At 36.5% G+C, this 14,778-nt stretch carries 11 protein-coding genes; all 11 read left to right on the forward strand.

The genetic code is table 11. The features are described 5' to 3' along the window. The first annotated feature begins 20 nt into the window (after positions 1-20). The 11 genes from OZP11_RS04635 (at position 21) to OZP11_RS04685 (ending at position 14,644) form a co-directional block, all read left to right on the forward strand. Positions 21-1,184 (forward strand): sensor histidine kinase, encoded by a 1,164-nt coding sequence (locus OZP11_RS04635; RefSeq protein ID WP_281234058.1) that lies wholly within the window; start codon positions 21-23, stop codon positions 1,182-1,184. 4 nt (positions 1,185-1,188) lie between these two features. After that, positions 1,189-1,896 (forward strand): LytR/AlgR family response regulator transcription factor, encoded by a 708-nt coding sequence (locus OZP11_RS04640; RefSeq protein ID WP_281234059.1) that lies wholly within the window; start codon positions 1,189-1,191, stop codon positions 1,894-1,896. Positions 1,897-2,098: 202 nt separating this feature from the next. Then, complete coding sequence (locus OZP11_RS04645; protein ID WP_281234060.1) at positions 2,099-2,692, forward strand: hypothetical protein; 594 nt, start codon at positions 2,099-2,101, stop codon at positions 2,690-2,692. A 943-nt stretch (positions 2,693-3,635) separates the two neighbouring features. Further along, on the forward strand, positions 3,636-4,727 hold the full coding sequence (locus OZP11_RS04650; RefSeq protein WP_281234061.1) for an efflux RND transporter periplasmic adaptor subunit: 1,092 nt from the start codon (positions 3,636-3,638) through the stop codon (positions 4,725-4,727). A 48-nt stretch (positions 4,728-4,775) separates the two neighbouring features. After that, positions 4,776-7,892, forward strand: coding sequence for an efflux RND transporter permease subunit (locus tag OZP11_RS04655; protein ID WP_281234062.1), 3,117 nt, complete (start codon positions 4,776-4,778; stop codon positions 7,890-7,892). A gap of 168 nt (positions 7,893-8,060) precedes the next feature. Then, on the forward strand, positions 8,061-9,563 hold the full coding sequence (locus OZP11_RS04660) for an efflux transporter outer membrane subunit (protein ID WP_281234063.1): 1,503 nt from the start codon (positions 8,061-8,063) through the stop codon (positions 9,561-9,563). A gap of 163 nt (positions 9,564-9,726) precedes the next feature. Beyond that, positions 9,727-10,287, forward strand: coding sequence for a Crp/Fnr family transcriptional regulator (locus OZP11_RS04665; protein ID WP_281234064.1), 561 nt, complete (start codon positions 9,727-9,729; stop codon positions 10,285-10,287). Between the two features lie 73 nt (positions 10,288-10,360). Continuing rightward, the gene (locus OZP11_RS04670) at positions 10,361-10,687 is read left to right on the forward strand and encodes a DMT family transporter (RefSeq protein WP_281234065.1); all 327 of its coding nucleotides are present in this window, start codon (positions 10,361-10,363) and stop codon (positions 10,685-10,687) included. 330 nt (positions 10,688-11,017) lie between these two features. Then, on the forward strand, positions 11,018-11,248 hold the full coding sequence (locus OZP11_RS04675; protein WP_281234066.1) for a hypothetical protein: 231 nt from the start codon (positions 11,018-11,020) through the stop codon (positions 11,246-11,248). A gap of 36 nt (positions 11,249-11,284) precedes the next feature. Next, positions 11,285-13,090 carry a DUF8693 domain-containing protein gene (locus OZP11_RS04680; RefSeq protein ID WP_281234067.1) on the forward strand — a complete coding sequence of 602 codons (1,806 nt, stop codon included), beginning with the start codon at positions 11,285-11,287 and terminating at the stop codon, positions 13,088-13,090. Positions 13,091-13,150: 60 nt separating this feature from the next. Beyond that, positions 13,151-14,644, forward strand: coding sequence for a phage tail-like protein (locus OZP11_RS04685; RefSeq protein ID WP_281234068.1), 1,494 nt, complete (start codon positions 13,151-13,153; stop codon positions 14,642-14,644). Positions 14,645-14,778: the final 134 nt, after the last annotated feature.

Raw genomic sequence — 14,778 nt, forward strand, 5'->3', positions numbered from 1 at the left:
TCTGCTTTACAGAACCCGATATGCCCGAAAAAAAGATCTTCGCCAATAATTTAGCACAACAAATAGCTGCTTTCAATTTCGATCAGTTTTATACCAGACGAAACCGGATATTACTGCATTTAACAATGTGGTTTGGTTTTTCTTTTTTACTGTTTCAGAGTTATGTTTTGGCGTATATGCTTTCGTATCAAAACGCGCTTATTCTGACCATTCGAATGACAACTGTAAATGCGATTGTGTTCTATTTATTTTTCTATTTATTTCTACCAAAAGTATTTTCAGGAAACGGTTTCAGAATCATTCTTCTATTACTGTTTACGTTCCCAATCTGCATTTTTATCTGGGTTGCTATAACTTATTTTATATCACTACTATATCATTATCTTGGTTTCGAAATACCAAACGGAGAATTAAAAGGTGCAATAAAAATGGCTGCAGACCAGACATTTGCTCAGGCACTATCTATTAAACGTCTTATTTCACAGGCTTTTATAGTGATTTCCATCCTCTCGCCTTTCTTCTTTGTCAAGATACTTTTTGAAATTTCAAGGCTTTACAACAAGACACTAAACATTCAGAATCAAAAAGCGGCTTTGGAAATTCAGAATATCAATATCGAGAAGCAGTTTTTAACCGCACAGCTCAATCCGCATTTTCTTTTTAATACGCTCAATAATCTTTATGGACTTTCACTCAAAAAGGATGATCTGGCCCCGGAAGTTATTCTGAATCTTTCGGATATTATGAGTTATACTTTGTATGAATCCGGCAATGAAAAAGTTTCATTAGAGAAAGAACTCGATTTCATTAAAAATTATATCGAACTCGAAAAAATGCGTTATCCGGCTCAAACAAACATTCGGTACAATATCGCATCAGGAAGCAGTTTGTTCGGGCATTTTGTACCACCTTTGTTAACTTTTACTTTTATAGAAAACGCTTTTAAATACGGTTTAAAAAGTAATCACGAACATTTTATATTTTTGGAAATAAAAGTCGAAAACAATCAATTTGTTTTTCTTCTTGAAAATGATAAAGATAAAGAAGAAATTCAAAAAGAATTTGGCGGAATCGGGATTGCAAATGCAATAAAAAGACTCCAGCTTTTATATCCTGAAAAACACGAAATTCACATCGATAATCTTGAATCCAAATTTAGGGTGGCATTAAAAATAGATTTATAAATAAATGGAAAAACTAAGCTGTATTGTAATTGATGATGAACCCATTGGAAGAGAAGTTATCGAAACTTTTGTAAAAGATATTTCGTTTCTAAACCTTTCGGCTTCATTTGGAGATCCGGTCGAAGCGCTGAGTTATTTACAGGAAAATCCGGTTGATTTGGTTTTCAGCGATATCCAGATGCCTAAAATCAACGGAATGGAATTGGTACGTTCGCTTACAAAGCCGCCGTTAATCATTTTTATTACAGCGCACCGCGATTTTGCTTTGGATGGTTTTGACGAAGGCGTAACTGATTATCTAATAAAACCTGTTCGTTTTGACCGTTTCATAAAAGCCGTAAACCGAGCCAGAGAACGTATTTCAATAAAACAAACTCCGACCGAAAGTCAAGCTCCAGCTGATAAAATATTTATTAAATCAGAAGGAAAACTGGTTCGTATTTTACTTAAAGAAATTATTTACGTAGAAGCTCAGGGCGATTATCTTAAAATCGTTCTCCCTTCTGCCGAATATACAACACAGCTGACTTTAAAATCGATGGATGAAATTCTCGATCAGCAGACTTTCTTTCGCGTGCAGCGTTCTTTTATATTAAATCTTGAATCAGTAAAAAGCATCAACGGAAACAGAGTGGAACTAGTAAACGGAAAAACCATTTCGATTGCTTTAAACAAAAAAGAAGAACTTTTTAATCTGCTGGGAATTAAATAATTTTTATTTCATTTAATATCCCTATAGAAACTTTTCATCTTAAAAATGAAGGTTTTAGATTATATTCTAAATAAAAAACCGGATTTCATTTAAACTGCAAAAGCTTTTCATAATTCCCATATACGCAATAAATAGCACAATTACCTGTTATAAAAAGAAGACGTAAAATGTGTTAAAATTATTTATTACTTAGTAGACAAATATGAAAAAAATAGTATTTTCAATTCTCATAACCGCTCTTTCTGTTCAGGCATATTCACAGGGTGAAATTAACGGAAAATACAAAGAGGTAAAACCTAAAACACCTCAAAGCCAAGAAGTAACACCGCCAAAAGAAACACCGCCGCCATCAGACCCAACACTTCCAAAAGATCCGGTTGTGCTAAAAATTAATCCTGAAGAACTTTTTAAAAACAATGCTTTTTATAAAAGAGAAGCCAACGTTGAAGGGATCTTTTACAGACGAAATGAATATCTGGGTGGTTACATTACCAACTCCTCTACTTCGACAGTTCGTTATCGAGATGCCGCTTTTGTCGACGGCGATAAAATCAGAGTATGGTTAAACGAAAAAGTGATTGAACCGGAAGTAAACCTGGTTGGAGAATTTCAGGGTTTTAAAATTACTCTCGAAAAAGGTATGAACAAAATTGATTTTGAAGCATTGAACGAAGGTTCAGCTTCGCCAAATACAGCAGAATTTCAGGTATTTGATGATAACGGAAAAGTTGTTAAAGCCAGCCAGTGGAATGTAGGAACAGGATATAAAGCCACTATTATTTTATACAAAGAGTAATTTTCTGTGTAAAAAGTATATCACTCAAAAAGTTTTTCACACAGATCTAATGTGATTTTAGCAGATTAAAATAGATTCTTATTTTCCGGATTGAATAATTTAGTCTGTAGACATCTGCTTTGATCTATTTAAATCTGCGTGAAAAATTAATAACCAAAGTTTTATTACAGATCTAAAACACTCCATAATTAAATATGTAAAAATCAACTTCTAACGTTATCATATTCTTATTTTTTTGCAGTTTTTAAGAAATTTTAAGAAACGTTACTTTTCAAATTACTATATTTGGCGCATTATCAATACTTATAAGCCTGTTTTTTAAACTAAAAAAAATATAATTTCTGCTGTGCTGTAAATGAAATCTGTCAAGTTCATATATATCGTTTTGCTATCGCTGCTTTCTTTTTTCAGAGGCACCGAAACGCATAAACAGACTGCACATTTCAACAACTGCATTATTCTTGACAGTGTTGCTGCAGATGATACTTTACTTTTCTCTTCAGATTTTTCTTCATCTCAAAATCTTGAAGTCCAGTGCATCGTTAAAAAGAAAATAAAATGCCGTGCCACTACTTTAGAACAAAGTACGGTCAGGGTTCCTTATTTTAGCAACTTAGTAAACTTTAAGCTGTATAAAAAAAGCTTAATTTATGGTATAGCCTCTATATATCAGGTTCAAAGACATACCCATCTTCACTTATACCAATTATTCTAGATTTCAGAATCACGTTGTTTTTATATTTTCCGGAAGTTCTTCGGCTTAATATGTCATGTATTTATGGCATATTAAACTGTTTCTGCATATATAAAAATATCCCAAAGGATTTTTCTTAAAAAAGAAATTCCTAAAAAATTCCCATTTCATACATTAAATTTAACCCAAAACTTCCTATAATATTATACGGAAGAGCATCTATTTATAATTTTTTTTAAAACCTAATTCATGAGTATTTATAAAAATCAATTTCTCCTGTACACTGCATCACTCTTGTTTTTAGTCTCGTGCGGAGACAAATCCAAAAAAAATTCCAACAACATCAAAACGCTTCCTGTCTATAAAGTAACCCTAAAAGACACTATTGTTTCGAACAAGTTTGTTGCTGACGTACATGCTAAAAGTAATGTAGAAATTCATGTTCGCATTCCCGGTCTGCTGGATAAAGTTTATGTAAGTGAAGGGCAAAAGGTAAAAAAAGGACAAATTCTTTTTAAAATAAGCGATGTTGAACTTCAGATTCAGCTCCTAAAAGCCGAAGCCGTTTTTAAAAGCGCAAAAGCCGATTTAAGAATAGCAACTGTTGAACTGGAACAAGCCCAGACTCTTTTTAATAAAAAAGTAATTGCCGATAAAGAATTAGAATTATCCAAAGCAAAATATGAAGCCGCTTCTGCAAAAGTAGCCCACGCCTCTGCAGAAAAAAAAGCAATTGACCAGCAAATTGGTTTTACCACCCTTCGTGCACCGTTTGACGGAACAATTGACCGTATTCCGTTTAAAGAAGGAAGCTTGGTTGAAAATGGTTCATTACTAACGACGGTTTCGCAATTAGATTACATTTATGCTTATTTCTCTATTCCGGAAAACACCTATTTCCAAATGATGGAGGACAAAACCTTAAACACTCAGGGCGATATTAAACTGATATTGCCAAACGGAATGATTTACGATAAAAAAGGAGAGTTAAGAACGGCTGACGGAGAAATCGACAGACAAACCGGATCTATTCAGTACAAAGCAAAATTCGAAAATCCGCAGGGATTTATCAAACACGGAACATCAGGAAAACTGATTATTTCTGAACCAAAAACCAATGCCATATTAATTCCTCAAAAAGCAGTTTTTTCTATTCAGGACAAACAATATGTTTTTAAGGTACAAAAAGACGGTGTAGTTAAAATGACCAATGTTACAATTGGAACCACACTTGATGATGTTTACATCCTAAACGATGGTTTGAAAAGAGACGACCTGATTGTTCAGGAAGGCACTCAGTCATTGAGAGACGGAGATAAAATCAAGATTAAACAAATGTAGGTTTAAACCAATTACAAGTTATTTTATTATTTACCTAAAAAAAACAGAATGATAGAGTTATTTATCAAAAGAAAAATATTGTCATTAATCATCTCGGTAATGATCGTTCTTTTGGGATTACTGGCGTTATTCCAGCTTCCCATAACCCAATTCCCGGATATTGTACCACCATCTGTAACCGTTACAGCAAAATATACAGGAGCAAACGCAGAGGTTTCTGCCAATGCCGTTGCACTTCCGCTGGAAAGAGCCATCAACGGGGTTCCCGGCATGACGTATATGTCAACCGTAACTTCAAATGATGGTTTAACCCTAATTCAGGTTTTCTTTGAAGTAGGAACAGATCCCGATCTGGCCGCAGTAAACGTTCAGAACAGGGTAACAACGATTCTGGATGAGCTTCCGGAAGAAGTTATCCGTGCCGGGGTAACCACCGAAAAAGAGGTAAACAGTATGTTAATGTACCTCAACATTACCAGTACAGATAAAACTCAGGATGAGCAGTTTATCTTTAACTTTACCGATATCAACATTCTTCAGGAATTAAAACGTATTGATGGTGTAGGACGTGCGGAAATCATGGGACAGAAAGAATATTCGATGCGTGTCTGGCTGGACCCGCAAAAGATGCTTTCGTATAATATTTCGGCAAATGAAGTCATCAATTCACTTCAAAAACAAAACATTTCGGCAGCACCCGGTAAAGTGGGTGAAGGATCCGGACAAATGAACAACCAGCTGCAATATGTTATCAAGTACGGCGGAAAATTCTTTGAACCTTCTCAGTATGAAGAAATTCCGTTAAGAGCCAATCCAGACGGAACGATTTTGAGATTAGAAGACATTTCGAAAATCGAATTTGGCGCAATGAGTTACGGAATGGTTTCTAAAACCGATGGAAAACCATCTGCATCAATCATGCTGAAACAGCGTCCGGGCTCAAATGCTTCGGAAGTAATTGCCAGCGTAAAAGAAAAAATGACCGAACTGAAAGGCACTTCTTTCCCTCCGGGAATGGAATTTAATATTGCTTATGACGTTTCACGCTTCCTTGACGCTTCTATTCATGAGGTTTTAAGAACCCTTGTCGAAGCCTTTATTTTAGTGGCTTTTGTAGTTTTCATCTTCCTGCAGGACTGGCGTTCTACTTTGATTCCGGTACTGGCTGTTCCTGTTGCACTTATTGGTTCGTTTACTTTTATGTCGATGATGGGATTCTCTATCAACTTATTAACGCTTTTTGCATTAGTACTTTCGATTGGTATTGTGGTCGATAACGCAATTGTCGTCGTCGAGGCCGTTCACGTAAAAATCTCCGAAGAACATATGTCACCAATGGACGCGACCATTAGCGCCATGAAAGAAATTACCGGTGCCGTAATTGCAATTACGATTGTAATGGCAGCTGTATTTATTCCCGTTGCCTTTTTGAGCGGACCTGTCGGGGTTTTCTACAGGCAGTTCTCGCTGACAATGGCAATTAGTATTGTAATTTCGGGAGTAAATGCACTTACCCTTACTCCTGCCCTTTGCGCTATTATGCTGAAAGCGCATGATCCTAATAAAGAGAAAAAATCACTTTTAGATCGTTTCTTTCACAGATTCAACAATTGGTTTGATAACATCACGTCAAAATACATCAAAGTATTGGTAAAATTTGCTGACCGCAACACCGTTACTATTGGATTACTAGTATTGTTCTGCATTTTAACATGGGGAACAACCAAATTTTTAGCATCAGGATTTATTCCTACCGAAGATCAGGGAATGGTTTACGTTAGTGTTACCACTCCTCAGGGAGCAACGGTTGAACGTACCGAAAAAGCACTGGACGAAGTAACCAAAATTGCGAAAGAAATTAAAGGAGTCGACAACGTAACAACTCTTGCCGGATATAGTATTGTAACCGAAATCGCCGGAGCGTCTTACGGAATGGGAATGATCAACTTAAAAGACTGGAGCGAACGTGATATTTCGGTAAACGATTTCATGGCAGAACTTACAGAAAAAACAAAAAATATCACCGATGCCCAAATTGAGATTTTTGCACCGCCAACAGTTCCCGGTTTTGGTAACACCAGTGGTTTCGAGCTTCGATTATTAGATAAATCAGGAGGAAGTATTACAAATACAGATAAAGTAACCAAAGAATTTATTGAGGAATTAAATAATTCACCTGAAATTCAGAACTCTTTCTCGAGTTTTGATGCCACTTTCCCGCAATATTTAATTCATATTGATTACGATCTGGCTGCCAAAAAAGGAATTTCGGTTGATAATGCCATGAGTACTTTACAGACTATGCTGGGTTCTTTTTATGCGACCAATTTTATCCGTTTCTCTCAAATGTACAAAGTAATGGTTCAGGCAAGTCCGCAATTCCGTCAAAATCCGGAAAGTATTCTGGATATGTATTTGAAGAATGATGCAGGCGAAATGGTTCCTTTTTCTACTTTCATCAAATTAGAAAGAGTGTACGGTCCTGAGGTTTTAACCCGATACAATATGTATATGTCGGCGATGATTAACGGTGAACCTGCCGAAGGTTACAGCTCAGGAGATGCCATTGCTGCCGTTGAAAGAATCGCAGCAGAAAAACTTCCAAGCCGTTTTGAACTCGAATGGTCAGGTATGACGCGTGAGGAGATTTTATCAGGAAACCAGACCATTTACATTTTTGCTCTGTGTATTCTGTTCGTATACTTATTATTAGCCGCACAGTACGAAAGTTTACTGCTTCCGTTTCCGGTATTATTAAGTCTTCCGGTTGGGGTTTTCGGATCTTATCTGGCACTTCTTTTAGTTGGGCTGGACAATAACATTTACGCACAGGTAGCACTCGTCATGCTGATTGGTCTGCTCGCCAAAAATGCCATTCTGATTGTCGAATTTGCAATGGCGCAGAACAAAATCGGACGTGATATTGTCGAAGCGGCAATTGAAGGTGCCAGACTTCGTTTCAGACCTATTCTTATGACTTCTTTTGCTTTTATTTCAGGATTAATTCCGTTGTGTATCGCTTCTGGTGCGGGTGCCGTGGGTAACCGCTCGATTGGAACTGCTGCCGCGGGAGGTATGTTAATAGGAACTGTGTTTGGTCTTGTGATTATTCCCGGACTTTACATTTTGTTTGCCAAACTTGAAAAAGCAATGAATAAGTCCTAACGGGTAATTTTATAACACATAGAATCATAGCGTTAAAAAATAGAAAAAGGACGCTTTGCTTAGTTTAAACAAACATAAAAATGCTGTTCTTTTTATAAAAATGATATTATGTTTCTATGTGTTACTTGATTAAAAATTACGCGGTGGATTACACAAAAAATTTAAACAATGAAAGAGATATTAAATCGATATAAAAATTTAAAAAATGCCGATGTGCAGTTTCTAAGGCCAAATAAAAGTGCTGTTGTAATAGGCAGTATGTTACTTTTGACTGCCTGTTCTGCACCAAAAATTACAGAGAAACTGGATTCGGTAAAACTGCCGGAGAATTTTGACGCACAAAGAAAAAAAACAGCAGACAGTTTACAGCCATATATTCCGCTGAAAACCGAAACCTTTTTTAAAGATCCAAAACTGGAGGCGCTGCTAAAAAAAGCTATTGCCAAAAATCCCGATTATTTAATCATGCAGGAAAGAATCCTGATTGCCAATTCGCATTTAAAAGCGGCAAAACTGGCACTTCTTCCCTCTTTAGATCTTGCTGTTGATGCTTCGGGAACACATTACGGAAAATATACTATGGATGGAGTTGGTAACTTTGATACCAACTTTTCACAAAATATCAACGAAAAACAAAGAATCAACGAAGATGTTACGCCCAACCTATTCTTGGGAGGCAAAGTTTCCTGGGAAGCTGACATCTGGGGTAAGCTCAGCAATCGTAAAAAAGCGGCGCAGCAGCGCTATTTTGCCTCACAGGCCGGAATGCGTTTATTGCAGACGCGTCTTTTAAGCGATGTTGCCGATTTGTATTTCAAACTAATCGCCTTAGATAAACAGGCAAAGATTTACGACAGCAATTTAAAAACTCAGGAAAGAGCACTTGATATTGTTTCGGCACAGCGATCTGTGGGTAAAGCAACAGAATTGGCAGTGCAGCAGTTTAATGCCCAGAACAATAATATTCATGCCGAAGCATCAGAACTGCATTTAAGCATTGACCAGACCGAAAAAGCTCTGTTAACACTTTTGGGTGAATACGGCGGTAAAATCGACCGAAGTGCTGATTTTTTATCCGGACATTTAGAAGTGCTGAACCAAAAAATAAGCGTGGATTCGATCATTCATAAAAGACCGGACGTTTCTGAAGCTTATTTTGAATTACTGGCCAGTAATGCCGATGCAAAAGCGGCACGTGCTGCATTTTTTCCAACTTTAAATCTGGGTGGTTATGCTGGATTTAATTCGTTTTCTTTCAATACTTTCTTTGATACAGGATCTTTTGCCTGGCAGTTACTAGGCGGTTTAACTGCTCCTGTTTTCAATAAAGGGCAGATTAAACAGGAATTTTATGTTTCGAACAGAAAACAGGAAATCTCGTTTCTTCAATATCAAAATTCGGTAACAACAGCTTTTAATGAATTAAGTGCTTTACTGCATAGAAATGAAGCTTTTGAAGATGTTTTGAAATATAAACTAAAAGAAATAGATCACCTCGAAATAGCGGTAAATGTATCAAATGACCTGTATTTGAGCGGTTACGCCAACTATCTTGAGATAATCAACGCACAAAAAAACAAACTGCAGGCAGAACTTGATTTTGTCGATATTCAACTGAGGAATGCAAATTCTCAAGTCTTATTGTATAAAGCTTTAGGAGGAGGAATATAATTTTAGTTAAATGTTGGTTAGTAACACGTATTTCCTTTGAAATTAATAAATCAGGCCTTCAGTTTAGATCCCGTTTCGTTTGAAACGGGATTTTTTTATTAACAGAATCGTTCATTTTACTGTTTACTTTTTACCTTTATTCCCAATATAAAAAATCCCCTCAATGGATATCTCCATTATTCTTGACCAGATACACGAACTGCCGGAAAAATCGAAATTGGCACTTCAAAGCAATATTTCGGAAATCAATTTTCCGAAAGGCTGTATTTTACTGAAAGCCAATAAAGTCGAATCGAATATCTATTTTATAAAAAAAGGACTCGTTAGAGCGTATATCGAAAGAGATAATGAAGTAACATTTTGGTTTGGCAAAGAAGGTGAAACTGTCATCTCTATGAAAAGTTATGTAGAAGAACAGTCCGGATATGAAAACATCGAACTTCTCGAAGACTGTGAACTCTATGAATTAAAAACCGAAAATCTCAAAAAACTATTCAATGAAGATGTTCATATTGCCAACTGGGGAAGAAAATTTGCCGAAAAAGAACTGATCAAAACCGAAGAACGCCTGATTTCAAAGCAATTTAAAAATGCTTCAGAACGTTATCTTGAATTAATCAAGGATCATCCCGAACTCATTCAGAGGGTACAGCTGGGACATATTGCTTCTTATCTGGGAATTACACAGGTAAGTTTAAGCAGGATACGCTCGGAACTGAAATAATTTTATTTTTTATCATTTGTTAATTTTTTTCTGAATCCTATAAAAGAACTTTGCGCGATAAATTTTTAACTATATGAACTGGATTATTTTAATCATTGCAGGATTGTTCGAAGTAGCTTTTGCATCCTGTCTCGGAAAAGCAAAATCAACAACCGGAACCGAAATGTACTATTGGTATATTGGCTTTCTTATATCCTTAACCATAAGTATGCTTTTGCTCATGAAAGCAACCGAAACCCTTCCTTTAGGAACTGCCTACGCTGTTTGGACAGGAATTGGAGCTGTTGGAACGGTGTTGGTTGGTATTTTTGTTTTTAAAGAACCGGCCGCTTTCTGGAGATTATTTTTTCTTGCTACTTTAGTAGGTTCTATTGTAGGATTAAAAGCTGTTTCTCATTAGGATTTAAGTACAGTTTCTTACATACAACAAAGGCGGAATACCGAGTAAAATCAGGTATTCCGCTTTTTTTATTATATAAAATCTACCTGACACTTTCTCATTTTTCCGGTTTGGGCCAACAAACAGTATTATATAATTACCACAACACAAAACACTGACAACATGGGAATTATATAAAATTTAACGATCTAATGCGTAAGAAATATAAGATTGTTTTCATTATTTTTGTAAAAATGGTGATACAAGTTCACCCACCCGAAATCATCTAATCCAAAAACTAAGATTAAAGTCATTTTTTTCTAATTAGCCCCAAAATTTAAAACAAAAAAAATGAAAAAAATTATTACAAGCCTAATTCTCCTTTTTTCTCTTTCTGCATTATCGCAGGACCTCCCGCCGCCCGGCACCCCAGACCCCGATCCAGATCCGGGAGTTCCGGGATTACCTGATGTACCTATTAATCAGCACGAAGGATTGTTAATAGCCACAGGCGCAATTCTTGGAATATTTGTCATAATGAAGAGAAATAAAATTAAGCTTTTTAAAACATTTTCTAAATAATTCTATCTACCGATACATCATTCTAAAACTAAGCTTATGAAAAAAATTACCTTATTTTTTATCCTAATTTCTATCCAAAGCTTTTCACAGATCTACATTGGTTCAAGTACACCCGTTTACGTAAAAAATCAGGTTTTATACGTAGGGCAGAATATAAATATGGCAGCCAATTCGAATATTTACCTTCGAAATCTTTCTCAGCTGGTACAAGGTACAACGGGTACATCGGCAAATTCAGGTACCGGAACTATTTCGGTTTATCAGGAAGGAACTTCAGACAATTACGATTACAATTACTGGTGTTCGCCTGTTGGCCTCAGTACAGCCTCAACCGGAAACAACAACTTCGGAATAACACTTTTAAATCAGCCTGTTACCTCAACTGTTTCTAGTCCGGCAGCAATACTTCCGACAGGCAACATGGATGGAACTTCAAATCCGCTGGCTATTGCTTCGCACTGGGTATATAAATTAACCAATGCCAATAATTATTCACAATGGATTCAGGTTGCCGGAGCAAGCACCATCGCTCCCGGTGAAGGTTTTACCATGAAAGGAACCAGCGGAACAGACACTACAGATCCTGAAGGAAGCGGCATCGTAAACAATCCCGGCGGTACCGGAGCGCAGCGATATGATTTTAGAGGAAAACCAAATGACGGAAACATCGCTGTAACTGTAGGGGCTTCAAACGCTGCTACCCTTACCGGAAACCCTTATCCGTCTGCCATACATTTAAATGCTTTCTTATTAGATCCTTTAAATAGTGCCTGCACGGGAATTGCATATTTCTGGGAACAGGACAAAAATATAAACTCTCATTTTCTAAGTTCATACAGAGGAGGATACGGAAGTTATTCTCCGGGAAGTTTAGGCTCAAATGGTATCTATGTCCCTCCTACTTTTAACAGTTATAAACAGGACGGAACATTAAACACAACAGGAACTGTAACAGGAACACCCGTACAGCGAAAATACTCACCTATAGGGCAGGGATTTTTAATTCGCGGTGCTGCAAACGGAACGGTAACTTTTAGAAATTCATATCGTATTTACTACAAAGAAGGCCAGCCTCTTTCTCAGTTTGCCAAACCTTCAAAGAATAAAGATACTTCTAAAAACGAGGAAACGGATCTGGAAGAAGAAAGTTTTGAAATTCCGCAGATTCGTATTAACACTATTATCAATAATCAATTTACCAGACAACTTGCCCTTGCTTTTTTACCAGAAGCTACAGATGGAATTGATCAGGGTATTGATGCTAAAAATATGGACAGCAGTCTGCCAAACGATGTTGCTTTTTGGCTCGAAGATGGAAATTATGTTATACAAGGTCTTAATTTTGACATCAACAAAAAAATACCGCTTGTAGTAAAGGCTGAACAAAGTACCACATTTAAATTTTCTGCCCCAATTATAATCAATTTTGATCCGGCTCAGAACATTTATTTATATGATGAATCAGATTCTTCGTATCATGATATAAAAAACGGAACTTACGATCTTACGGTAGCACCAGGGACTTACACAGATCGTTTTAAAATTACATTTACAAACCAAACGCTGGGAACAAAAGATATTACCAAAGAAAATTTCTACATAAGCCACGATAATGCCAGCCAGCTTTTAAAAGCTTCTAATCCGGATTTAAAAAACTTAAAAACATTCAAACTTTTCGATATTCTGGGCAAAGTAGTTTTAATGAAAGACAATCTGGGTACAGAACAGCATTACAGTTTTTCTACTTCGGGTTTAAGCGAAGGGATTTACATTGCGGCTTTTATTACTTCTGATAATGAAAAAATAGCACAGAAAATAATTATTGCAAATTCAAAAAATTAAGAATCGCAGCAAATTTATAAACCGGACTTTAATCTTTCTTATTAACCAATAGTATAATTTATGATTAATCAGTACACCCCTAAGACTAATATTACCTGTTTAGTATTGTTTTTTTTATTTTTATCATTTAAGGGAAATGCCCAGATAGGAATTGGAACTGTAACGCCAAATGCCAGTTCGGTTTTAGATGTCAGTTCGACTACTCAGGGACTTTTGGCACCAAGAATGACCACCACACAGCGAAATGCCATTACCACGCCCGCTGACGGTCTGCTGGTTTACGACACCACCGCAAAATCTTTTTACTTCTACTCGTCAGGAACCAGTACCTGGGTAGCTATAAGTAATTCGATATCACCAAGATTAAATTTTAAAAGAATTAGAAGTACTGATAATCTAGCTGTTGTTTTAGCAGACGAATTAGCGGCAGGAGGCGGTGCAAAATACCTTTTGAACAGCAGTACGTTATATGAAATCAACGGAACGGTAAACTTTAACTTTCCAATAGATTTGAATAATGCCTACGTTTCTGGTCTTGACCCTAATGACGATGTAATTGTTCGTGCATCCGGAAATATTTTTGAAGGTGCAACGGGAGGAAGTATCCGAAGCGTAACACTCAGAGCAACAGCCGGAAGTGTTTTTAACCTGAATGCTTCGGCAGGTCAAAATTTAATATTTAGAGATTCTGTTGTATCCAATTCTAACAGCGTGGGAACAATTTCCGGCTTTGGATTGGTCTTCCTCAGCATTATTCAGTACACGGGAAATACAAATGGGGTAACTTATAATAATATTACACAGCTCTTATTAAGCAACCTTGGATGGTTTAGCAACAACAGCGGTACTTATGAAAAACTGACAGGAACTTTTACTTTGGTCGAAAAACAAGGCGGCTTTAGTCAGGTAGAAGCCGGTGCAATAGGCTTTGATGTTTCGACAGCCGGACTAGTAATTAACTGGGATGCCGTAATGGAATCTGTAGTTTTTACAGGAACAAACACCGCAGGATATATAAGACCCTATACTACAGGATCGTACACCGGTTACAACTTTAACAACAGCTGGAACGTAAGATCAGCAGGAATTCCTACTGAAAGCGATGCCAGTGCTGCAGGCGATTTTGCTATGGATTATGTAGTTGGAAGCGGTCTGGGAGTTAATTTCAATAACAACAATCCAAGTGATATTGTAAAGATAGGGTCAGGAACACCTTCTACAACTTATGGAAACTTATTCAGATTTTCTACAGATGCTCCAAACCGATTAAAATATCAGGGTAAAAAGAAGAGAATTTTCCAGATAACAGGATCAATTTCATTCCAGGTACCGGCTGCAGGAACCTATATTATCTATCTGGCAAAAAACGGAGCTGTTTTAAGTCAGTATAAAATATACGGACGTGGTCAGGCTGTTAATGATATCGTAGTATTGCCTTTAAATGGCGCTGCAGAATTAACTAATGGCGATTATATCGAAGTGTTTGCACAACGATATACAGGAAGTACCACAAGTGGAATAGTTGTACCTAATATGACTATTACAATGAAATAGAGCAATCAAAATAAAAAGAAAAAATTAAGGCTCAATTTTCAAAAGAATTGAGCTTTTTTGTGTACAAAATTCTGTAATGCATTTTTAGCATCACTTGATAAAAAAATAGCATTTTTCAGCATTATTCACTATTC

The sequence above is a fragment of the Flavobacterium gelatinilyticum genome (assembly GCF_027111295.1).
In the GTDB taxonomy this organism is placed as follows: domain Bacteria; phylum Bacteroidota; class Bacteroidia; order Flavobacteriales; family Flavobacteriaceae; genus Flavobacterium; species Flavobacterium gelatinilyticum.